At 73.6% G+C, this 20362-nt stretch carries 18 protein-coding genes and 2 tRNA genes; 3 read left to right on the top strand and 17 right to left on the bottom strand.

Annotated elements, in window-relative coordinates:
- Nucleotides 1-285: 285 nt before the first annotated feature.
- Together MUU72_RS28130 and MUU72_RS28125 are read right to left on the bottom strand one after the other, a co-directional pair.
- Complete coding sequence (locus MUU72_RS28130; RefSeq protein ID WP_248016219.1) at nucleotides 286-2244, bottom strand: S53 family peptidase; 1959 nt, start codon at nucleotides 2242-2244, stop codon at nucleotides 286-288.
- A gap of 345 nt (nucleotides 2245-2589) precedes the next feature.
- Nucleotides 2590-2662: transfer RNA gene (locus tag MUU72_RS28125), tRNA-Ala, on the bottom strand.
- 164 nt (nucleotides 2663-2826) lie between these two features.
- Between MUU72_RS28125 and MUU72_RS28120 the strand changes: the two genes are divergently transcribed.
- Nucleotides 2827-4224 (top strand): glycosyltransferase 87 family protein, encoded by a 1398-nt coding sequence (locus MUU72_RS28120; protein ID WP_248016218.1) that lies wholly within the window; start codon nucleotides 2827-2829, stop codon nucleotides 4222-4224.
- Nucleotides 4225-4533: 309 nt separating this feature from the next.
- Here MUU72_RS28120 and MUU72_RS28115 read toward each other — a convergent pair whose 3' ends face one another.
- From MUU72_RS28115 to MUU72_RS28075, 9 genes are all read right to left on the bottom strand, one after another.
- Nucleotides 4534-4767, bottom strand: coding sequence for a hypothetical protein (locus tag MUU72_RS28115; protein WP_004571982.1), 234 nt, complete (start codon nucleotides 4765-4767; stop codon nucleotides 4534-4536).
- A 3-nt stretch (nucleotides 4768-4770) separates the two neighbouring features.
- Nucleotides 4771-4947, bottom strand: coding sequence for a hypothetical protein (locus tag MUU72_RS28110; RefSeq protein ID WP_248016217.1), 177 nt, complete (start codon nucleotides 4945-4947; stop codon nucleotides 4771-4773).
- 292 nt (nucleotides 4948-5239) lie between these two features.
- A tRNA-Ala gene (locus MUU72_RS28105) sits at nucleotides 5240-5312 on the bottom strand.
- Nucleotides 5313-5425: 113 nt separating this feature from the next.
- Nucleotides 5426-6079, bottom strand: coding sequence for a histidine phosphatase family protein (locus MUU72_RS28100; protein ID WP_248016243.1), 654 nt, complete (start codon nucleotides 6077-6079; stop codon nucleotides 5426-5428).
- The gene (rsfS, locus tag MUU72_RS28095; protein ID WP_066974935.1) at nucleotides 6076-6504 is read right to left on the bottom strand and encodes a ribosome silencing factor; all 429 of its coding nucleotides are present in this window, start codon (nucleotides 6502-6504) and stop codon (nucleotides 6076-6078) included. Before rsfS ends, MUU72_RS28100 begins: the two co-directional genes overlap by 4 nt.
- Nucleotides 6505-6699: 195 nt before the next feature.
- On the bottom strand, nucleotides 6700-8571 hold the full coding sequence (locus MUU72_RS28090) for an LCP family protein (protein WP_248016216.1): 1872 nt from the start codon (nucleotides 8569-8571) through the stop codon (nucleotides 6700-6702).
- 24 nt (nucleotides 8572-8595) lie between these two features.
- Entirely contained in the window at nucleotides 8596-9207 is a 612-nt protein-coding gene (gene nadD / locus MUU72_RS28085; RefSeq protein ID WP_248016215.1) for a nicotinate-nucleotide adenylyltransferase, read from the bottom strand.
- A gap of 52 nt (nucleotides 9208-9259) precedes the next feature.
- Nucleotides 9260-9421, bottom strand: coding sequence for a hypothetical protein (locus MUU72_RS28080; protein ID WP_248016214.1), 162 nt, complete (start codon nucleotides 9419-9421; stop codon nucleotides 9260-9262).
- A 212-nt stretch (nucleotides 9422-9633) separates the two neighbouring features.
- Entirely contained in the window at nucleotides 9634-9786 is a 153-nt protein-coding gene (locus tag MUU72_RS28075; protein WP_248016213.1) for a hypothetical protein, read from the bottom strand.
- A 129-nt stretch (nucleotides 9787-9915) separates the two neighbouring features.
- Here MUU72_RS28075 and MUU72_RS28070 point away from each other — a divergent pair, with 129 nt between their 5' ends.
- Nucleotides 9916-11004: a M48 family metallopeptidase gene (locus tag MUU72_RS28070; RefSeq protein ID WP_248016212.1), complete on the top strand. Its 1089-nt coding sequence runs from the start codon at nucleotides 9916-9918 to the stop codon at nucleotides 11002-11004.
- Here the strand turns inward: MUU72_RS28070 and MUU72_RS28065 are convergent.
- The 5 genes from MUU72_RS28065 to proB all read right to left on the bottom strand — a co-directional run bounded on the left by MUU72_RS28065 (nucleotide 10967) and on the right by proB (nucleotide 16223).
- Nucleotides 10967-12094: an SCO2583 family membrane protein gene (locus MUU72_RS28065; RefSeq protein WP_248016211.1), complete on the bottom strand. Its 1128-nt coding sequence runs from the start codon at nucleotides 12092-12094 to the stop codon at nucleotides 10967-10969. The two genes, MUU72_RS28070 and MUU72_RS28065, sit on opposite strands and share 38 nt — an antisense overlap.
- A 59-nt stretch (nucleotides 12095-12153) precedes the next feature.
- Nucleotides 12154-12768, bottom strand: a complete 615-nt coding sequence (locus tag MUU72_RS28060; RefSeq protein ID WP_248016210.1) for an SCO2584 family spore wall biosynthesis protein — start codon at nucleotides 12766-12768, stop codon at nucleotides 12154-12156.
- Between the two features lie 97 nt (nucleotides 12769-12865).
- Nucleotides 12866-14134 (bottom strand): glutamate-5-semialdehyde dehydrogenase, encoded by a 1269-nt coding sequence (locus tag MUU72_RS28055; protein WP_248016209.1) that lies wholly within the window; start codon nucleotides 14132-14134, stop codon nucleotides 12866-12868.
- A gap of 257 nt (nucleotides 14135-14391) precedes the next feature.
- Nucleotides 14392-14889, bottom strand: coding sequence for a DUF8830 family protein (locus MUU72_RS28050; protein ID WP_248016208.1), 498 nt, complete (start codon nucleotides 14887-14889; stop codon nucleotides 14392-14394).
- Between the two features lie 236 nt (nucleotides 14890-15125).
- Complete coding sequence (gene proB / locus MUU72_RS28045; RefSeq protein ID WP_248016242.1) at nucleotides 15126-16223, bottom strand: glutamate 5-kinase; 1098 nt, start codon at nucleotides 16221-16223, stop codon at nucleotides 15126-15128.
- Between the two features lie 497 nt (nucleotides 16224-16720).
- Here proB and MUU72_RS28040 point away from each other — a divergent pair, with 497 nt between their 5' ends.
- A complete protein-coding gene (locus tag MUU72_RS28040) occupies nucleotides 16721-18808 on the top strand; it encodes a HupE/UreJ family protein (RefSeq protein WP_248016207.1) in 2088 nt (695 codons plus the stop codon).
- A 91-nt stretch (nucleotides 18809-18899) separates the two neighbouring features.
- On the opposite strand, the gene obgE is transcribed toward MUU72_RS28040, so the two are convergent.
- Complete coding sequence (gene obgE, locus MUU72_RS28035; protein WP_248016206.1) at nucleotides 18900-20336, bottom strand: GTPase ObgE; 1437 nt, start codon at nucleotides 20334-20336, stop codon at nucleotides 18900-18902.
- Between the last annotated feature and the right edge of the window lie 26 nt (nucleotides 20337-20362).

Genomic DNA, 20362 nt, shown 5'->3' with positions numbered 1-20362 from the left:
CACGGTTTCTGCGGATCTGCGGAAACAAAAATGCCCCTCGCTCAGGAGGGGACGCCGCGCCGATGCCGACCCGGGCGGCCACAGCGAAGGGCCCGGTCGGGACTGATCAGCGCGGCCCGCTAAGCAGAAGGCGTACGGCACACATGGCGCCAGGGTACCGCAGGCCATACGGGGCCCGCGCCCGGGATTCCCCCGGGCGCGGGCCCCGCCCCCGTTACCGCCGCCCCGCCGCCACCGGGCCCGAGGAGTTGCGGGCCGGTGGGCGGGCGGGGCGGCGGCCCGCTGTCAGCGGCGGTAGGAGCTGACGTATCCGGCGCCCGGGGTGCCGACCCCGGTGACGTCGTCGTAGCCCACGGTGGCGTGCAGCGAGCTGTCCTTGCCCAGGCTGCGCAGCGAGGTGATGGTGCCCTTGCTCGCGTCGATGCCGTTGGCGAAGTCGACCCGGACGACCGCGAGGTCCCGGCCGGCACCGAGCGGGTGGTCGGTGACGTCGTGGTACGCGGCGGTGCCGTAGCGCTGGTAGATGGCCGGGTTGGCGAAGCCGATCGCGATGCCGTGCCGGGCCTGCTGGGCCAGCGCCTGGACGCCGGCGATCACCGGCGCGGCCAGGGAGGTGCCGCCGATCCGGTACTCGTCGTAGCCGAGCTTGCCGTCCGGCAGGGTCTGGGTCTGGCCGACCAGGAAGCCGGTGTTGGGGTCGGCGACGGCCGCGATGTCCGGGACGGTGCGCTTGGCGGCGCCGCCGTCGGCCTTGGCCAGCGCGTCCGGGACGATGCCCCGCTGGTAGAAGGGCTGCGGCACGGTCTTGCTGGTGCCGCCGCCCGCGCCCCCGTTGAACGTGCCGGGGAAGCCGGTCCAGTCGTTGCCGTCGGCGGACAGGACCGCCTTCTGGGTGCCCCAGCCGGTCTCCCACTGGTAGGCGTTGCCCTTGCCGACGGCCAGGGAGGTACCGCCGACCGCGGTCACCCACGCGGAGTTCGCCGGGGTGTCGACCTGCTTGGTGCCGGTGTTGGCGACCTCGTCGCCGTTGTCACCGGAGGAGAAGTAGAAGCCGATGCCCTGGACCGCGCCCTGCTGGAAGATCTGGTCGTAGGCGGCCGCCGAGTCCGGGGTCTGGTTGGCCTCGATGTCGCCCCAGGAGTTGGAGACGATGTCGGCCAGGTGCCCGTCGACAATCTTGCCGAGCGAGTCCAGCAGGTCGTCGTCCTGGCAGGAGGCCGCGCCGACGTAGACGATGTCGGCCTGGGGGGCCACCGCGTGCAGCGCCTCGACGTCGAGGGTCTCCTCGCCGTACCAGCCGGCCGCGCCGCAGTCCTTGATGTGCGTGTAGTCGGCGGGCAGGACCTGCGACAGCTGGCCCTTGCGGTAGCGGGCGTCGCCGTTGCGGGCGGCGTAGGTCTGCGCGTCCTTGGCGATGGTCGGCGAGGCGTAGGCGTCGGTGATCGCGACGGTGACGCCCTTGCCGGTCCACTTCTGCGCCCCGTAGGCGGCGCGCAGCTCCTTGCCGGTGTAGCCCCGGACCGCGTACGGCGCCTTGCTCCCGTAGGCCGAGGGCAGGCTCTGGTTCGTCCGGGAGCCGTAGTACGTGGAGAACGGCCCGGAGTTGCGGAAGACGGGCGAGGGCGGCGGCAGTTCGGTGGAGTGGTGCCGGGCCAGCCGGGGCGCGTTGTCCAGACCGGTGACCGTCAGCACCGCGTCGGCCACCGAGGCGGGCGCTGAGGCGGTGGCGGACGGCGCGTGGTACGTGTGGCCGGCCTTGCGGTAGTTGTGCAGACCGGTGGCGAACGCCCGCTCGGCGGCCGCCGCGTCGCCGCTGACCGTCACATAGCGGCTGGTGGTGCCGGTGACCGCGAGGCCGGACTTCTTCAGCCAGGCGGTCACCCTGGCTATCTGGTCCGGCGTGGCACCGTAGCGGGCGCGCACCTGGGCGGCGGACAGGTACTTCCCGTACGCCGCGGAGTGCGGGTCGGAGACGGCCCGGGCGTAGTCGGCGAGGCCCTTGGCGTCGCGGCCGGTGAGGTAGACCCGGGCGGAGACCTGCGTGGCGGCCGCGGTGGCGCCCTGGTCGGCCCGCTCGGTGGCCCACTGCGGCTTGGTGCCCGCCAGGGCGTGCCGGCCCCCGTCGTGGCCCGCGGCGCCGGCGGCCGGGGCGCCGAGCGCGAGCGCTCCGGCGACCAGCGGCAGCGCCGCCCCCAGGGCCAGGCCGGCGCGGGCGCGCGGTGATCTGGTGCGGCTTGCTCTCATGTAACCCCCTGCTGTGGCGGTGCGGAACGCTGCGTGGTGACGCCGCGCCGGTGCGCCGGTGCGCGACACCTCATCAGCGGTGAATGCGTCGGATGTGACGCTCACGCGATTCGCCACTCTTTCGGTGAACCGTTCATGTCAGGGTTATGCGATCACCAAGAAGAGCTCAAAGAGCGACAACGAGTGGGCGGAAACGGTCACCGGGCGAACGCCCAACAGGCCGGAGGCGACGGGTCGTTGACCCGGCCTCAAGGGCGGCCCGGGAGCCCGTACCGCCGCTCCCCGCCACCCTGGAACACACGACAGAGCGGGCCGCCCTTGACGGACGACCCGCTCTGCCTTCTGTGGAGCTAAGGAGAATTGAACTCCTGACCTCCTGCATGCCATGCAGGCGCTCTACCAACTGAGCTATAGCCCCAGGTCTTGCTCCGCTGCGGTTTTCCTTCCGGCTCCCCGCTGCGGCAACGCCTACATTACACGGCCCCCCCGGCCTTCTGCCAAATCGTCTCCCCGAAGCCCTCCGGAGGGGCCCGGGGTACTGTCGGCGAGCCCTGTCCGATTCGTCCTGGGGAGCCGTACGCCGTGACCGTGCCGGAGCTGGACCAGCCCACCGACCCCCGCGGCCCGCGCCGCGGCGCGGCCGCCATCCGCCGCCACCCGGTGCTCGCCGCGGCGCTGGCCTGCCTGGTCTCCTTCACCGCCTTCTGGGTCGCCCAGCGGCTGGCGCACGTCACGATGATCGACCTCATGGTCTACCGCGCCGAGGGCCGGACCGCCCGCGACGGCGCGGACCTCTACGACATGGTCGCCACCTCCGCCCGGCTGCCCAACACCTACCCGCCGTTCGCCGCGCTGCTGTTCGTCCCGCTCACCTTCTTCGGCGTCCCGGTGATGCGCACGCTGGCCACCGCCGGGAACCTCGTCCTCCTCGTCGCCGTCGTCCACCTCTCCCTCCGCCTGGCCGGCCGGCCCCGGCGCCTGCCCCCGCTCGCCGCGACGCTCGCCCTCTCCGCCCTGCTCGTGTGGTGCGAGCCGGTGTGGACGACGCTCCGCTACGGGCAGATCAACCTGCTGCTCGCCGCCCTGGTGCTGTGGGACCTGACCCGCCGGGACGGCAACCGCTGGGCCGGCGCCGGCATCGGCATCGCGGCCGGCATCAAGCTGACCCCGGCGCTGTTCGCCGTCTTCCTCGCGCTGGCCGGCGCGATACGCGCCGTCCGGCGGCTCCGGGCCGGCGACGGATGGCGCGCCGCCTGGAACCCCTGGCTGCGGCAGGCCGCCGTCGCCACCGGCACCTTCGGCGCCACCGCCCTCCTCTCCGCGGTCGTCCTGCCCCGCGATTCGCACCGCTTCTGGACCGAGATCGTCTTCGCCGCCGACCGGGTCGGCGAGGTGGAGATCACCGCGAACCAGTCACTGCGCGGCCTCCTGGCCCGGCTGCTGCACACCCACGACCCCGGTGCCGCCTGGCTCGTCCTGGCCGCCCTGGCGGCCGCCGCCGGACTGGCGCTGGCCGCCGCGGCGCTCCTGCGCGGCGAACGCGCCTGGGCGACCCTGACCTGTGCCGCCACCGCCCTGCTGATCAGCCCGATCTCCTGGTCGCACCACTGGGTGTGGGGCGTGCCGATGCTGATCCTGCTGGGCTCCGAGGCGATGCGGCACACCGGCGCCGCGGCCCGCCGGTGGTGGGCGGTGACGGGCGTGATGGGGCTGCTGTTCTGCTCGTTCGCCCTGTGGTGGGTGCCGCACCGCTGGCACCAGCACGAGGAACTCCACCAGAACGCCGGGCAGATGCTGCTCTCGGCGGTCTACCCGCTGGCCGGGATCACCCTGCTGGTCCTGACCGCGGCCCGGCTCCGCGAGCGCCCCGCCGACGCCCACCGGCACCCGGCCGCACCGAAGGCCCTGGAAGCCCCGGAGACACCCGAGACGCCGGAGGCACCCCAGACGCTCACGCCCGGCTCACGACCCGCCCCCTGACCGGTATCAGGCCGCGGGCAGCGGCCCGTTCGGCCGTCGCGATCCCTCGGCACGCCGCGCGCTCTTCCATACCGCCCCCGTCCCCGCGCCGTTGCCCGCCGCGTGGGTGGCGCCCCGCCGGCGGGCCGTTCCCACCGCGGTGACACGGCGTGAACGCCCGGCCGCGCGAGGGGAGTTCCGACTCACCGGAAGTGAACGAAGGTGAATGAAGGTGAACGGAAGCGCTCGTCCGGCGTACGGAACTGATGGGCTACGGAGGGAAAGTGACCGGCCGGCAGCGCCCCGGCTCCCCCCTCCGCCCCGCCCAACTCACGCCGTGGCGAAGGAATAGAACCGTTTCAGCGTGCAGTGCTCGTCCAGCAGCCGGCCGTAGATCGGCTCCCCGTCGAGTTCGCGGTAGGTCTCGATGGGGTCGCCTTTTATGACCAGGGCGCGCGCGCATTCCTCGCACCAGTACTGGTAGTCGGCGTTGACCGGTTCCATGTCGCGGACGATCGGCGTGCCGCTGCCGCACCAGTCGCACTTCCTGCTGTGGGCGCCCATCCATCAGCTCCAACTGTGGCCGCAGGCCGTACAGACGTAGGAAACACCGCCGTTGTCGCCCAACACCTGCGCGACGTGGGAGGAGCCGCACGAAGGGCACTGGAGAGCCGCTCCCTGAGCGGTGCGCACGGCGGCCGGGCCGGGCAGGTCGCCGACCTCCCCAAGGATGCTCGTGGGCATCGCGATCTCTCCTCCCCTGGCGGCGCCGTCCGATTCTGCCACGGACGGCCGGGCAGGTCAGGTCCGCCCGCGGAGCGTTCGGGCCGCGCCGCGGGCGCCGCCGCGCCGGTCGGCGCGCGTCCGCTCCCCACCGCGCCCCCCTGAGGGAAACCAGGGCCTTGGGGCTGAGAGGCGGGCGGGCGGCGGAGTGAGCTACGTCACGGCCCCGCAGAGGGCCTCCGCCCCAGGGGAGCGGAGCGCTGCCGTAACGCGAAGATCCCGCCTCCTGGGGGAGACGGGATCTTCCGGGCTGTGGAGCTAAGGAGAATTGAACTCCTGACCTCCTGCATGCCATGCAGGCGCTCTACCAACTGAGCTATAGCCCCGGGTCTTGTTCCGCTCCTCCGGGTTTCCCCGGCGGCGCCGCGAACAAGAAGAACTTTAGCCTGCGACCTGCCCAGATGTGAAATCCGGGTCCGGCCGGCCCGCTGCGGCGGGCTCAGTCGTCGTCGCCGAGCACCGGTTCCGGCAGGGTGCCGGCGTTGTGCTCCAGCAGCCGCCAGCCGCGCGCGCCCTCGCCCAGCACCGACCAGCAGCAGTTGGACAGGCCGCCCAGGCCCTCCCAGTGGTGCGCCTCCAGGCCGAGCAGCCGCCCGATGGTGGTGCGGATGGTGCCGCCGTGGCTGACCACGACCAGGGTGCCCTCGTCGGGCAGCTTCTCGGCGTGGCGCAGCACGACCGGGGCGGCCCGGTCGGCGACCTCGGTCTCCAGTTCGCCGCCACCGCGGCGCACCGGCTCCCCGCGCTTCCAGGCGGCGTACTCCGCGCCGTGGCGGGCGAGGATCTCGTCGTGCGTCAGGCCCTGCCAGACGCCCGCGTAGGTCTCCCGCAGCGCGGCGTCGTAGGTGACGTCCAGGCGCGTCAGGGCGGCCAGCTCGCCGGCCGTGGCCACCGCCCGGCTCAGATCCGAGGCGATGATGGCGTCCGGCCGCAGGGCGGCCAGCAGCCGGGCGGCGCGGCGGGCCTGGGCCCGGCCGGTCTCGGTCAGCTCGATGTCGGTCGAGCCCTGGAAGCGGCGCTCCAGATTCCAGGCCGTCTGGCCGTGGCGCCACAGGACGACGCGGCGGCCCCGGCCGCCCTTGGTGCCGTTCAGCGCAGATCTCCGTCCTCTTCGCCCGCGGCGGCGTGTGCGGCGGCCTTGCCGCGGGTGGCCTTGGCCTCCTCCGGGAGGTCGATCTCCGGGCAGTCCTTCCACAGGCGCTCCAGCGCGTAGAAGACCCGCTCCTCGCTGTGCTGGACGTGGACGACGATGTCGACGTAGTCGAGCAGCACCCAGCGGGCCTCGCGGTCGCCCTCGCGGCGGACCGGCTTGGCGCCGAGGTCCTTGTTGAGTCGTTCCTCGATCTCGTCGACGATCGCCTTGACCTGGCGGTCGCTGGGCGCGGAGGCCAGCAGGAAGGCGTCGGTGATCGAGAGGACGTCGCTGACGTCGTACGCGATGATGTCGTGCGCGAGCTTGTCGGCCGCGGCCTGGGCGGCGGCGTTGATGAGCTCGAGGGAGCGGTCCGTGGCGGTCACAAGCGGCTTTCCGGGTCGGGGGTGCCGCTCCGGACGGGTCGCGGGACGCGCGGCGGAGCCAGTGGCGCACCGCGGTCCCGGGCTGCCGGATCGGCGGTCAGGTACCCCTCAAGGGTCTCACGGACCACCGACAGCCCCGGCGGGGTTTTCCGGCCCGCCGGGACGCCGTGGCGTCCGCCCTGGTCAGGTGGGCGGTCAGCCCTTGTAGTCCTGGCCGAGGACCACGGCGATGTCGGCGTTGGCCTCGACCTTCCCCTGCCGGACGGCGCCGGCCGGCAGGCCCAGCGTCTTGGCGACCTCGGCGGCCTTGGCCCGCTGGGGCGCGTCCCCGTAGGTGACCTGGGAGGCCGGCGCGGTGCCGGCGCTGCCGTCGTCGACGAAGGTGTAGCCGCCGTTGAGGAGGGCGACCTGGGCCTTGCCGGTGGCGGCCTTGTCGCCGGTGGCGTTGCGGACCGCGACCCGCGGCGTGACACCGGGGGAGGTCTTCTTGACCGTGCCGCCCAGGATGTCCTTGACGACACCGGCCGCGGTGCCCTGGCCGAGCGTCCCGTCGGCCTGGACGGGCAGCACCTCGGTGGCGTACTTGCCGGTCTTGGCCAGCTCCGCCCGCTGCGCCAGCGAACTGCCCAACTGGGCCTCGGTGAGCGGCGGGTCGAGGATCTGGAGCAGCGACTTCACGGTGGCGGTGGCGCCGTCCGCGTCGCTGGAGACCTTCTTCAGGGTGGCCTGCATCACCTGTCCGAAGCGGGCCAGCTGCTTGGTCTGGGTCTCCCCCGGGCCCTGGTAGGTGGCGTAGGCGACGGCCGCCTGCCCGTTGAGGAGCTGGCCGGCGCCCTGCTTGACCACCGGGTCGTCGTCCTTCTTGGCGCCGGGGACGGCGGTGTCGGTGTCGACGGTGATGCCGCCGACGGTCTCGACGAGGTTCTCCAGGTAGGGCGTGTCCAGCCGCCAGCTGGCGTTGAGGTCGGCGCCCAGGAGGGTGTTCAGGGACTCCCGGGTCGCGTCGGTGCCGTCGTCCTTGACGGATTTGCCCAGGGTCGTGGTGGTGCCGTCGTCCTTGGGGACGATCAGGCTGTTGGGCAGCAGCAGGGTGGTGCCCTTGTGGGTGGTCTCGTTGTCCACCAGGAGGGCGGTGGAGGTGGTGCCGGTCTTGGTGTCGCGGAGGTTGACGACCAGCACGTCGCGCTTCTGCCCGCCGGCCTCGGCCGCGGCGCCGCCGCTCCCGCCGGACAGCCCGGGGAGCTTGCCCGCCCACCAGAGGTAGCCGACCCCGCCGGCCACCAGGAGGGCCAGCACGACGGACAGCGCGATGAGGCGGCTGCGGCCGCGCCGCTTGGCCTCCTCGCGCCGCTCGGTGCGGCTCTCGGTGAACTTCAGCCAGTCGATGACGTCCTCGGAGTCCTCGTCCGGCTCCTCGACGAACGAGAACTGCTCGGTGTGGTACTCCTCCCCGTCCGGGCCCGTGCCGGGGCCCGGTGCGCCGTGCGGCGCCGGCGCCGCGGCGGGGGCGGGCGGCTCCTCGGGGGCGGCGGCCGGCGCCTGCTCCTGCGGCTGCGCGTGGTGCGGCTGCCCGTAGGGGGCCTGCTCGGGGACCTGCTCGTAGGCCGGCTGCTGGGCCTGGTGCGGGATCCAGTCGGCGTGCTGGGGCTGCTGCTGCGGCTGGGCGTACGGGTCGTACTGCTGGGGGTAGCCGGGCTGCTGCGGGGCCTGCGGGGCGCCGTAGGGGTCGTAGCCGTACTCCTGCGGCCGGTACGGCCGACCGTCCGGCGGTGTCTGGTGGCCGGCCCCGGCGTAGGGGTCGTACGGGTCGTAGGGGGGCGCGGCGGCGGGGGCGGCCGGCTGCCCGTAGGGGTCGTAGTGCTGCTGCCCGTACGACTGCTGCTGCCCGTACGTCTGCTGCGCCCCGTAGGGCTGCGGTGCCTCCTGGGGCACCGGCCGGCCGTAGGCGTCGTAGGCGTGGCCCTGGTGGCCCGGCTGCTCCGGCCGGCCCTGGTGCCCGTGCTGCTGGGCATAGGGGTCCTGGGCATACGGGTCCTGCGGCCCGTACGGATCCTGTCGGTCGCTCACCGGCGCCCCTTTCCGTCTGCCCCGTCAGCGGTCGTCGCGGTACAGCTGCTTTTTGTCGATGTAGCGCACCACACCGTCCGGTACGAGGTACCAGACCGGATCCCCCTGGGCGACGCGCGCCCGGCAGTCCGTCGAGGAGATGGCCAGCGCGGGCACCTCGACCAGGGACACCGCGCCCTCGGGCAGCCCGGGGTCCGCGAGGACGTGCCCGGGCCGGGTCACCCCGATGAAGTGGGCCAGCGAGACCAGCTCCGCCGCGTCGTGCCAGGTCAGGATCTGGCTGAGGGCGTCGGCGCCGGTGATGAAGAACAGGTCCGCGTCGCGGTGCTCGGTCCGCAGGTCACGCAGCGTGTCTATGGTGTACGTCTTGCCGCCGCGGTCGATGTCGATGCGGCTGACCGAGAACTGCGGGTTCGAGGCGGTCGCGATGACCGTCATCAGATACCGGTCCTCGGCCGGGGACACCTTCTTGTGGCTCTTCTGCCACGGGTGCCCCGTGGGCACAAAGATGACCTCGTCGAGGTGGAACTGGCTGGCCACCTCGCTGGCGGCGACCAAGTGGCCGTGATGGATCGGGTCGAAGGTGCCGCCCATCACGCCGAGCCGCCGCTTCACGGGCCCTGTGTGCTCTCCCATGCGTGCAGACCCTACTTGGCGGGACGCGGTGCCGGGGGCCGGGTCGTCGGGCTCAGCGGTCGCGGTTGAAGCGCGTGGTGATCCAGAGCAGGAGAAGCAGGATGAAAAGGGCGCTGCCACCGGTCAGGTAGGGGCTCAGGCTCTCGTGCTGGCCGCCTCCGTGCCCGGCTTCGGCCAGGGAGACCAGGGACTGTGCGGCGGAGTTCAGGCTCATCGTGGGAGGACCAATCCGGGCGGGTGTCGGACAGAGGCTTCCGCCACATCGTAAGCGTCACGTCACCGGGGGCTCACGCCGACTCCGCCCGAAGGCGTCCGGCCGGGTCCGGCGGCGGGGCCGCCGACGGGGCCGCGGCGGGCCCGGCGGCCTTCCGGACGGGCCGCTTCCGGCGCGTGGAGCGTCCCGGCCACGGGGGCGGGCGGCGGAGGTCAGTCCTGGTTGCCGTAGCCGCGCAGCAGGAACCACGCGAGCAGCACGGCGCCCACCACGCCGACGATGATCACGGTGCGCAGGATCCAGCCGGGTCCGCTGTCCCGGGAGGTCGCCTCGGCGGCGGCGAGCAGGAGGCTCGGGTGCGGCATGGTGATGGCTCCCTTTGTGTACGGCCCGGGTGGGCATGGTGCGTTTGCCAGCGTACGCCCGGGCATCCATTCGGCTGTCAGTGGCGTCCTCTAGGCTGAATCCACGCAGTCGAACAGGGGGAGGCCCCAATGACGGAGAGCCCAGACGGCGGCGCGACCGTACCGAGCCGGAACCGCAAGCGGTTCCCCGGTATCTCGTCGCGGTCCTACGAGCACCCGGCGGATCGCTCGGCGCTGGTGGCGCTGCGCAAGCTGAGCGGGTTCGACACGGTCTTCAAGACGCTCAGCGGCCTGCTGCCGGAGCGCAGCCTGCGGCTGCTCTTCCTGTCGGACTCGGTGCGCGTCAGCGACCAGCAGTTCGCGCACCTGAACGCCATGCTGCGCGACGCCTGCTACATCCTGGACCTGGAGAAGGTCCCGCCGATGTACGTCAACCAGGACCCGCAGCCCAACGCCATGTGCATCGGCCTGGACGAGCCGATCATCGTGGTCTCGACCGGCCTGGTCGAGCTGCTGGACGAGGAGGAGATGCGGGCCGTCATCGGCCACGAGGTCGGCCACGCCCTGTCCGGCCACGCGGTGTACCGCACCATCCTGCTGTTCCTGACCAACCTCGCGACCAAGGTCGCCTGGATCCCGCTGGGCAATGTCGCGGTGCTGGCGATCGTGACGGCGCTGCGCGAGTGGTTCCGCAAGTCGGAGCTGTCCGCCGACCGCGCGGGCCTGCTGGTCGGGCAGGACCTCCAGGCGTCGATGCGGGGCCTGATGAAGCTGGCCGGCGGCAACCACCTCCACGAGATGAACGTGGACGCCTTCCTCAAGCAGGCCGAGGAGTACGAGGCCGGCGGCGATCTGCGGGACTCCGTACTGAAGATCCTCAACCTCCTCCCGCGCAGCCACCCGTTCACCACCGTCCGCGCCGCCGAGCTGAAGAAGTGGTCCGCGAGCCGCGACTACCAGCGCATCATGGACGGCCACTACACGCGCCGCGAGGAGGACAAGGACGCCTCGGTCTCCGACTCGTTCCGGGATTCCGCGGCGCACTACGCCGAGTCGGTGCGCACCAGCAAGGACCCGCTGATGGGCCTGGTGCGCGATCTGGCGGGCGGCGCCGGGGACCTGGGCGGCAAGCTGCGCGACACCGTCTTCGGCACCCGCGGTGCCAACGGCACGGGCCGCGCTAGTGGAGAGGATGGTCCGGAGTCGGCAGGGAAGTAGCCGCCAGCTCGCCGCAGAGCGAGGCGTTGGCCCGGCCCCGGGCGTAGGGGTCGGTGCCGGCGGGCCGGCCGGAGCCGGCGTGCTGGCCGGCGAGCAGCGGGTGCAGCGTGCCGGCCGGCTGCGAGGAGCAGGCCAGCGGCCCGGCCTGGAGGCTGCTCTGCACGACCGACAGCCGGTGGTCGGCGAGGTCGTCCCGGCCGATCCGGAAGTGCAGTTCGCGCCGGACGGTGACGAGCGAGGCGGCGCCCGGCGTCGGGGTGCCGGTGTCCCGGCCCGCGGCGTCCGGCGGTGCGCCGGGGGCCGGCCGGACGGCGTAGACGAAGGTGTAGTCGGCGGCGACGTCGAGGGTGTCGGCGCTCAACTCCGTCGCGCTCATGGTGCCGTTGACGCGGACGTCGCGGTCGGCGAGGCGGAGCTGGTGCGGGTCGAAGCGGACGAGCCAACCGGTCGCGGCGTCTTGGCCGTTGTCGTCCGGGTGCGCCATGCTCCGGTCGAACTGGTCGAGTTGGCCGGTGTCCAGCAGCAGCCTGACGGGCCGTACGGCGCCGCCGGTGAGGGTCGCCGGGTCCACCGACGAGCGGACGAGGTAGTCCTTGGCGATGGTCAGCGCGTCGACGATCTGGCCGTCGGAGAAGTGCGCGGTCCGCTGGAGGCCGGGGGGAAGGTTGATACCGGCCGCACCGGTCCGGTAGCCGGCCGCCGGGCTGTGCGCGAAGAGGTCGTCGGGGGTGGCGCCCGGGACGGTGCCGGGCGGCGCGAGCGGCACCACCGAGGAGCGCAGCGGCTGCGCCCGGGCCGCTTCGGGGGCCTTGTAGGGGTGCCGGATGCCCATGTAGACGGCGGTGCCGAAGGCCAGCACGATCAGCAGGACCAGCAGGACCGCCTGCCGGGAGCCGCCCGGCCGCAGCCAGGCGTGGCGGGTTTTGACGGCCGGGGCGTGGTGCTCGCCCAGCCGCTCGTCGGCGGAGAATTCCTGAAGCCGCGCAGCGCGCACGAACCGCTCGTCGAAGACCACGGATCGGTATTCGTCGTCACCGCCTCCCGGGGCGCCGTCGGGCGTCCCTTCGGGAGGGTCACCAGGCCCGGTCATACAACAAGGGTAGGTCTGACGGGGCCGCGGTAAACGCCGGGAAGCAGCACAACTTCGCGTCAGTGCGGGGCCGGGCCGGCCGAGAACGAGGGGCGCGGCGGCTCCGCGGACGCGGACGGCGGCAGGCCGGGGCGGGGGGTGCGGAGGGTGCCCGGGCCGCCCTCGGGGGGCGCGCCGGAGGACGGGGCGTCGACGCCGGAGGAGCTGGTCGGCGGGGCGGGATTCTGGCCGCGGCCGGCGGCGCCCCGGTAGACGGCGCTGAAGGCCAGGGCCACCAGGCCGACGCCCATCACGACGGCCAGCACCCAGGCCATGGGGCGGTGCCAGCGGGCGGTGCCGCGGTAGGGGCGCAGGGCGCCGCCGTAGGGGCCGTAGGGGTCCTCGGTGGCGTAGGCGCCAAGGTCTCCGGGGCGGCCGCCGGGCTCGTGGCCGTAGTCGTCGTCGGGGCCGAAGCCGGCTCCGGGGCGGGCGGCGGCCTCGGCCTCGGCGCGCGCCTCGGCGGCCGCCAGCATCCGCTCGACCGCCGAGGGCTCATGGATCGTCGCGGCCCGTACGAAGTCCTCGTCGAAGACCACGGAAGCGAACTCCCCGTCCGCCTCTCCGTGGCTCCCGTGGTGGTGCTCGTCGGGCTGTTCGCCGTCCGGGAACGGCGTGCCCCCCACGTCGTCCGGCACCCGTCCAGGGTAGCCCCGACCGGACGTCTTGGGCAGGGAGGGAGCCGGCCGGAAGCGGCCGGAGCACCGGCGGAACGGGGCCGTCCGCCGGTCCCGGTCAGCGGGTGTGGCCGTCGCCGGTGACGATGTACTTGGTGGACGTCAGCTCCGGCAGGCCCATGGGGCCGCGGGCGTGCAGCTTCTGGGTGGAGATGCCGATCTCGGCGCCGAAGCCGAACTGGCCGCCGTCGGTGAACCGCGTCGAGGCATTGACCGCGACCGTGGTGGAGTCCACCAACCGGGTGAAGCGGCGGGCGGCGGCCTGCGAGCCGGTGACGATGGCCTCGGTGTGGCCGGAGGACCAGCGGCGGATGTGGGCCACCGCGGCGTCCAGGTCGGGCACCACGGCGGCCGCGATGTCGTACGAGAGGTACTCGGTGGCCCAGTCCTCGTCGGTGGCCGGGGCGACCAGGCCGGGGCCGGCCTGCTGCCAGACGGCGTCGCCGTGCACCACGACACCGGCCTGGGTCAGCGCCTCCAGGGCGCGCGGCAGGAACTTCTCGGCGATCCCGGCGTGCACCAGGACCGTCTCGGCGGCGTTGCAGACGCTGGGGCGCTGGGCCTTGGAGTTGACCAGGATGTCGATCGCCATGTCGATATCGGCGGCCTCGTCGACGTAGACGTGGCAGTTGCCGGTGCCGGTCTCGATGACCGGGACGGTGGACTCCTCGACGACGGTGCGGATCAGGGCGGCGCCGCCGCGCGGGATGAGCACGTCGACCAGGCCGCGGGCGCGCATCAGCGCGCGCACCGAGTCCCGGCTCTCGCCGGGCACCAGCTGCACCGCGTCGGCCGGCAGCCCGGCGCTCTCCACGGCGGAGCGCACCACGTCCACCAGGGCGCTGTTGGAGGCGTAGGCGGAGGAGGAGCCGCGCAGCAGGACGGCGTTGCCGGACTTCAGGCAGAGTGCGGCGGCGTCGACGGTGACGTTGGGGCGGGCCTCGTAGATGATGCCGACCACGCCGAGCGGGACGCGGACCTGGCGCAGGTCGAGGCCGTTGGGCAGGGTCGAGCCGCGGACCACCTCGCCGACCGGGTCGGGCAGGGCGACGACCTTGCGGACGTCGTCGGCGATGGCGGCGATCCGCTCGGGGGTGAGGGTGAGCCGGTCCACGATCGCCTCGGAGGTGCCGGCGGCCCGGGCCTTCTCGATGTCCTGGGCGTTGGCCGCGATCAGGGTGGCGGTCTGGGCCACCAGGGCGTCGGCGATGGCGAGCAGCGCCCCGTCGCGGGCCGTGCGCGGCAGCGGGGCCAGGACGGCGGCCGCTTCCCGGGCGCGGCGGGCGGTGTCGAGGACGGGCGAGGACTGGGATGCGCTGCTGGTCATGGCCGCAGCCTAACGCCGCGCCGGGCGGCCCTCGCGCCGGATTCCACAGAGCGGGACGCCGGTCGCACCGGCGGCGGGCCCTGTGGACGGCGCGGCGGCCGCCCGGCGCCTGCGGGGTACCGTCGCGGCACCGCCCGCCCGGCGCCCGGCCCCGCCGGTGCGGCGCCCGCCGTACGGCCGCGGCGCGTACGGCTTCCGACCGCGGCCCGTGCGGACGTGCGGCCGCGGTCCGCCCCGCGGGGACGCGCGCCGGCTAGCTAGTAGGGGTGCACCCCGACCGGTGAGGCCGGCGGCGGCCCGTAGCCCTCGGCGACGCGCTGGTGGTAGGTCTCCCGATCGATGACCTCCAGCCCGACGATCTCCCAGGGCGGGAGCTTGGCCGTCGAGCGGTGCTCGCCCCACAGCCGGAGCGCGACCGCCGCCGCGTCGTGCAGGTCCCGGGCCTCTTCCCAGTAGCGGATCTCGGCGTGGTCGTTGGCGTAGCGGCTGGTCAGCAGGAAGGGGTGGTCGTGGGCGAGCTGTTCCAGCGCCCGCCGGACCTCCTTCAGCGGGGCCTCGGCGCCCGAGACGCTGAGCGTGACGTGCCACAGCCGGGACGTCTCGCGGCGCTCGTCCTCCCCGGCCCGCGGGGCCGTCCGGTCCCGCTCCGCCCGCCGGGCCTCCTCCGGCCGGGCGGCTCTCCCGGTGGACCCGACGCTGGTCAGTGTGCGCTCCGCCGTCCCTCGGGCCGGAGCCCCTGGGCGCCCTCGTGTCACCGGCGGCCTCCTGTGATGCGAATCGCTCCGCCCCCGCGGGGTGCGGAGCCGACTGGTGCGGTCGTCCTTCGGCGTGAAGCGCTCGCGCGCTGCGGGCGCCGCTCCCCCACGGCGCCCCCGCAACAAAGTTGACCAGTCCGCGGCCGCCCGCGGGGCCGTTTTGCCGAAGGTGCCCGGTGAAAGGCTGAGGAAGGCCGGTCCCGGACGGGCCGCGGCGCGGTCCCGCGCCGGGCGGGTCAGTGGTCGAGCAGCACCAGGTCGTCCCGGTGCACGACCTCCCGCTCATACGCCGGTCCGAGCTCACGGGCCAGATCCCGGGTGGAACGACCAATCAATCGGGGGATTTCCCGGGCGTCGAAGTTGACGAGCCCGCGGGCGACCGCGCGGCCGTCCTCGTCCCGCAGCTCGACCGGGTCCCCGGCGGAGAACTCGCCCTCGACGGCGGAGATGCCGGCCGGCAGCAGCGAGGAGTTCCGCTCCACGACGGCCCGTACGGCGCCGTCGTCCAGGACCAGGGCACCGCGCGGCGCGGAGGCGTGGGCCAGCCACAGCAGCCGGTCGGCGGAGCGGCGGCCGGTGCGCAGGAAGTGGGTGCCGGTGGGGGCGCCGGCCAGCGCATCGGCGGCGTGCACGGCGGAGGTCAGCACGACCGGGATACCGGCCGCGGCGGCGATCCGGGCCGCCTCGACCTTGGTGACCATGCCGCCGGTGCCCACCCCGGCCTTCCCCGCACTCCCGATGGAGACGCCCTCCAGGTCCCGGGGGCCGGCGACCACCGCTATCCGGGACGTGCCGGGGGTGGCCGGGTCGCCGTCGTAGAGGCCGTCCACGTCGGAGAGCAGGATCAGCAGGTCGGCGCGGACCAGGTGGGCGACCAGGGCGGCCAGCCGGTCGTTGTCGCCGAAGCGGATCTCGTCGGTGGCGACCGTGTCGTTCTCGTTGACCACCGGCACCACCCCCATGGCCAGCAGCTGGTCCAGGGTGCGGCAGGCGTTGCGGTAGTGGCCCCGGCGGCTGGTGTCGTCGGCGGTGAGCAGCACCTGGCCGACCCGGCGGCCGTAGCGGGCGAACGAGGCGGTGTAGCGGGCGACCAGCAGGCCCTGGCCGACGCTGGCGGCGGCCTGCTGGCGGGCCAGGTCCCGGGGGCGGCGGTCCAGGCCCAGCGGGGCCAGACCTGCGGCGATGGAGCCGGAGGAGACCAGCACGATCTCCTTGTCCTGGTGCTTGGCCAGGACGTCCACCAGGGCGTCGACGCGGTCCGCGTCCAGCCCGCCGGCGGCGGTGGTCAGCGAGGACGAGCCGACCTTCACCACGATCCGGCGGGCGCTCGCCACGCCCTCCCGGTGCGCGCCGCCGTCCCCGGCGAAGGCCCCGTGGTCCGCCGCTCCGCCTTGCCTTGCCCCTGCCACCTGCACAACCCCTGTTACTCGTGTCCGCGCGGTCCCGCCGCCCGGCGGGTCCGCCGGTGCGTCCCGTACAGCCGCAATCTACGGCAGCGGCCCCCCGGGGCGCCCGGCCATATCGCCTGGCGGACGCCGCGGCGGACACCCGGGGCCGGCACCCGGCGCCCGCGGTCCGGCTCCCATGACCCCCCATCGAGGGATTCCTGCCGAAAAGAACTAAGACGGTGAACGACACCCGAAGGTTGCGTTCGATTGGTCCGTTTCGCGGCGAAGAGAGCCACAGCAGATTGTCACCAGGGCCAACAAGGTCATACGGTCGGGTGTCCATCGGTCCCGTTTCGCCGCTCCGGCGGCGTCGCAGCGCGGGACCAGCGGCCGCCGTCCCCGGCCTCCCCCCATGCCCTTTCTGCTGCCAGGAGCCCTCCCCCGTGCCTTCCGCCGGAATCGCCCCCAGACGAGCCGTGCAGCTCGCGGCGCTGCTCGCGATGATGGTCGCGTTCACCGCCCAGCTGCTCGGCGCGCTGCTGCCCGTCATCCCGCTGTTCATCGCAGCGTCAGTGGTCAACCTGGGACTCGACCTGGTCCTCCAGCACCAGCAGCCCGGCCTGCTCGCCCTGCTCGGCCGGATCCGCTTCGACGTGACGGTGCGTCAACTCCTGCGGGACATGCTGATACTGGTCGGCCTCCTGCACATCGACGGCATCAACCCCCTGGAGGAGCAGGCCCCCCTCACGATCACCCTGCTCGCCTTCTACGGCACCCATTTCGTGTGCCAGGCCGTCGCCGTCCTGGTGCGCCGGTCCCGCAGCCTGCCGTTCGTCACCCGCAACATCGACGCCGGCGCGCTGGGCCTGACCGACGCCCCGCCGCGGCTGCTGTACCGCCAGACCGGGCGGCGGCTGCTGCGCTTCTCGGTGCCCACCACCGCCGGCATGATGATCACCGCCCTGACCGGCAACGCCTTCTGGGGCGGCATCGGCATCGGCGTCGCCCTGGTGCTCTCCGCCGCCGGCACCCTCTACCTGAGCACCTGGCTGCTGCCCGGCAAGCAGGTCGTCGGCGAACAGCGCGCCCTGGAGTGGCTGGACGCCTGGCTGGCCACCTACCGACCGACGGTCGGCATGTACTTCTCCGGCGGCTCCGCCTCGGCCTACCAGGCCAACATGTGGCTCGGCACCCTGGCCGGACTGGACGGCCGGCCGATCATCGTGCTGCGCGAGCGGTTCATGGTGCAGAAGATCGAGGCCACCGACATCCCGATCGTGTGCATCCCCAAGGTCTCCCACCTGATGCGCCTGGAGCACTCCACCCTCAAGGTGCTGCTGCACCCGGCGAACTCCGGCAAGACCTCGCAGATCCTGCGGATCCCCTCCATCAAGCACGCCTTCATCAACCACGGCGAGAGCGACAAGCTCTCCTCCTGCAACCCGTACGCCAAGGCGTACGACGAGGTGTGGGTGGCCGGCCCGGCGGCCCGGGACCGCTACCAGCTCGCCGACATCGGCGTCGAGGACAAGGACGTCGTCGAGGTCGGCCGCCCCCAGCTGGCCCCGATCCGCCCCTACGAGGGCGCCCCCCTCGGCCCGTACACCACCGTGCTCTACGCCCCCACCTGGGAGGGCTGGGACGGCAACCCGGGCAACACCTCGGTGATCCTGGCCGGCGAGAACATCGTCCGCGCCCTGCTCGCCGACCCCAACGTCCGGCTGCTCTACAAGCCGCACCCGATGACCGGCTCGGTGGACCCGCGGGCCGGCGCCGCCAACGCCCGCATCCAGGCGATGATCGCCGAGGCCAACGCGCGGCGCGGCGGCCCGCTGCCCGGCCCGGAGGCCACCGCCGCACTCGCCCGCCGCACCGCCGAACTGGACCGGCTGACCACCTCCGGCTTCCGCAAGAGCGCCGACGAACTGGAGCGGATGCGGCTCCAGGGCGTCCCCGAGGCGGGCCGCGCGGCCGCCGTCGAGGCCGCCGTCGCCGCCTGGGAGCAGGCGTACTGGGACTCCTTCCCCGCGTGGGAGCACCAGGTCATCACCACCGCCCGCCCCGGCATCTTCGCCTGCTTCAACGAGGCCGACCTGCTGATCAGCGACGTCTCCAGCGTCGTCTCCGACTACCTCAGCAGCGAGAAGCCGTACGCGGTCGCCAACACCACCGGGCTGGCCGAGGACGACTTCCGGGCGCAGTTCCCCACGGTGCGGGCGGCCACCGTCCTCGGACCGGACGCGGCCGGGGTGCCCGCGCTCCTCGACGCCGTCCGCGACCCGGCCCGCGACAAGCTGGCCGCCGCCCGCGCCGAACTCAAGGAGCACCTGCTCGGCCCGTCGGACCCGCCGTCGGCGGTCCGCTTCAACCAGGCCGCGGTGGAGCTGTGCGGCAAGGCCGACGAGCGGCGCCGCCGGATGGAGAGCCGGCTGTCCGGCATCCCCGTGCAGCGCTCGCAGCAGGACGTCAGCGCCGCCGGGACGGCCCCGCCGGCCGCCGGCGGCACCCCGGACGCCCCCGCCGCCGTCTAGCCCGCAGCGGGCCGTCCACGGCCCCGTACGGCACACGCCCGAGGCCCGGGAGGAATGCTCCTCCCGGGCCTCGGGCGTGTGCGGGGGCGGGCTAGAACGGCGAGAAGCCGTCGAACTCGCTCTGTGCCTCGTCGCGCTCCGCCTCGCGGTCGCGGCGCCGCTGCGCCGCCGGGCGCGGGGCCTCGAAGCGGTGGTCCTCACCGCGCCGGCCCAGCATCTCCGCACCGGCCGACATCGACGGCTCCCAGTCGAAGACCACCGCGTCGTCCTCCGAGCCGATCGCCACCCCGTCCATCGCGCGGGCACCGGCCTTGAGCAGCGCGTCCTCGACACCGAGGCGGTTGAGCCGGTCGGCGAGATAGCCCACCGCCTCGTCGTTGTTGAAATCGGTCTGGCGCACCCAGCGTTCGGGCTTCTCGCCGCGGACGCGGAAGAGGCCGTCGGCCTCCTTGGTGACCGTGAAGCCCGCGTCGTCCACCGCCTTGGGGCGGATCACGATCCGGGTGGCCTCCTGGACGGGCTTGGCCGCCCGTGCCGTGGCGACGATGTCGGCCAGCGCGTACGACAGCTCCTTCAGGCCCTGGCGGGCGACCGCGGAGACCTCGAAGACGCGGTAGCCGCGCGCCTCCAGGTCGGGGCGGATCATGTCGGCGAGGTCCTTGCCGTCCGGGATGTCGACCTTGTTCAGGACGACCACCCGCGGCCGGTCGTCCAGCCCGCCGTACTGGGCCAGCTCCTCCTCGATGACGTCGAGGTCGGAGACCGGGTCGCGGTGCGACTCCAGGGTGGCGGTGTCCAGGACGTGGACCAGCACCTCGCAGCGCTCGACGTGCCGCAGGAACTCCAGGCCCAGGCCCTTGCCCTGGCTGGCGCCGGGGATCAGACCGGGCACGTCGGCGATGGTGTAGACGGTCGCGCCGGCGGTCACCACGCCGAGGTTGGGCACCAGGGTGGTGAACGGGTAGTCGGCGATCTTCGGCTTGGCGGCCGAGAGCACCGAGATCAGCGAGGACTTGCCGGCGCTCGGGTAGCCGACCAGCGCGACGTCCGCGACGGTCTTCAGCTCCAGCACGATGTCCCGGGCCTCGCCGGGCTCGCCGAGCAGCGCGAAGCCGGGGGCCTTGCGGCGGGCCGACGCCAGCGCGGCGTTGCCCAGACCGCCGCGGCCGCCCTGGCCCGCGATGAAGCGGGTGCCCTGGCCGACCATGTCGGCGAGCACCTCGCCGTTGCCGTCCATCACGACGGTGCCGTCGGGCACCGGCAGGATCAGGTCCTTGCCGTTCTTGCCCTCGCGGTTGTCGCCCGCGCCCGGCTGGCCGTTGGTGGCCTTGCGGTGCGGGTGGTGGTGGTAGTCGAGGAGCGTGGTGACGTCCTGGTCGACGACGAGGATCACGTCACCGCCGCGGCCGCCGTTGCCCCCGTCGGGGCCGCCGAGCGGCTTGAACTTCTCCCGGTGGACGGAGGCGCAGCCGTGGCCTCCGTTACCCGCGGCGATGTGCAGCTCGACGCGGTCCACGAAGGTGGTCATGGTGGGATGCCTCCAGATCAGCGGGG

The organism is Streptomyces rhizoryzae (assembly GCF_023155275.1).
In the GTDB taxonomy this organism is placed as follows: Bacteria; Actinomycetota; Actinomycetes; order Streptomycetales; family Streptomycetaceae; genus Streptomyces; species Streptomyces rhizoryzae.
The sequence above is the reverse complement of the archived record's forward strand: the minus strand, read 5'-3'. Positions and strand labels throughout refer to the sequence as shown.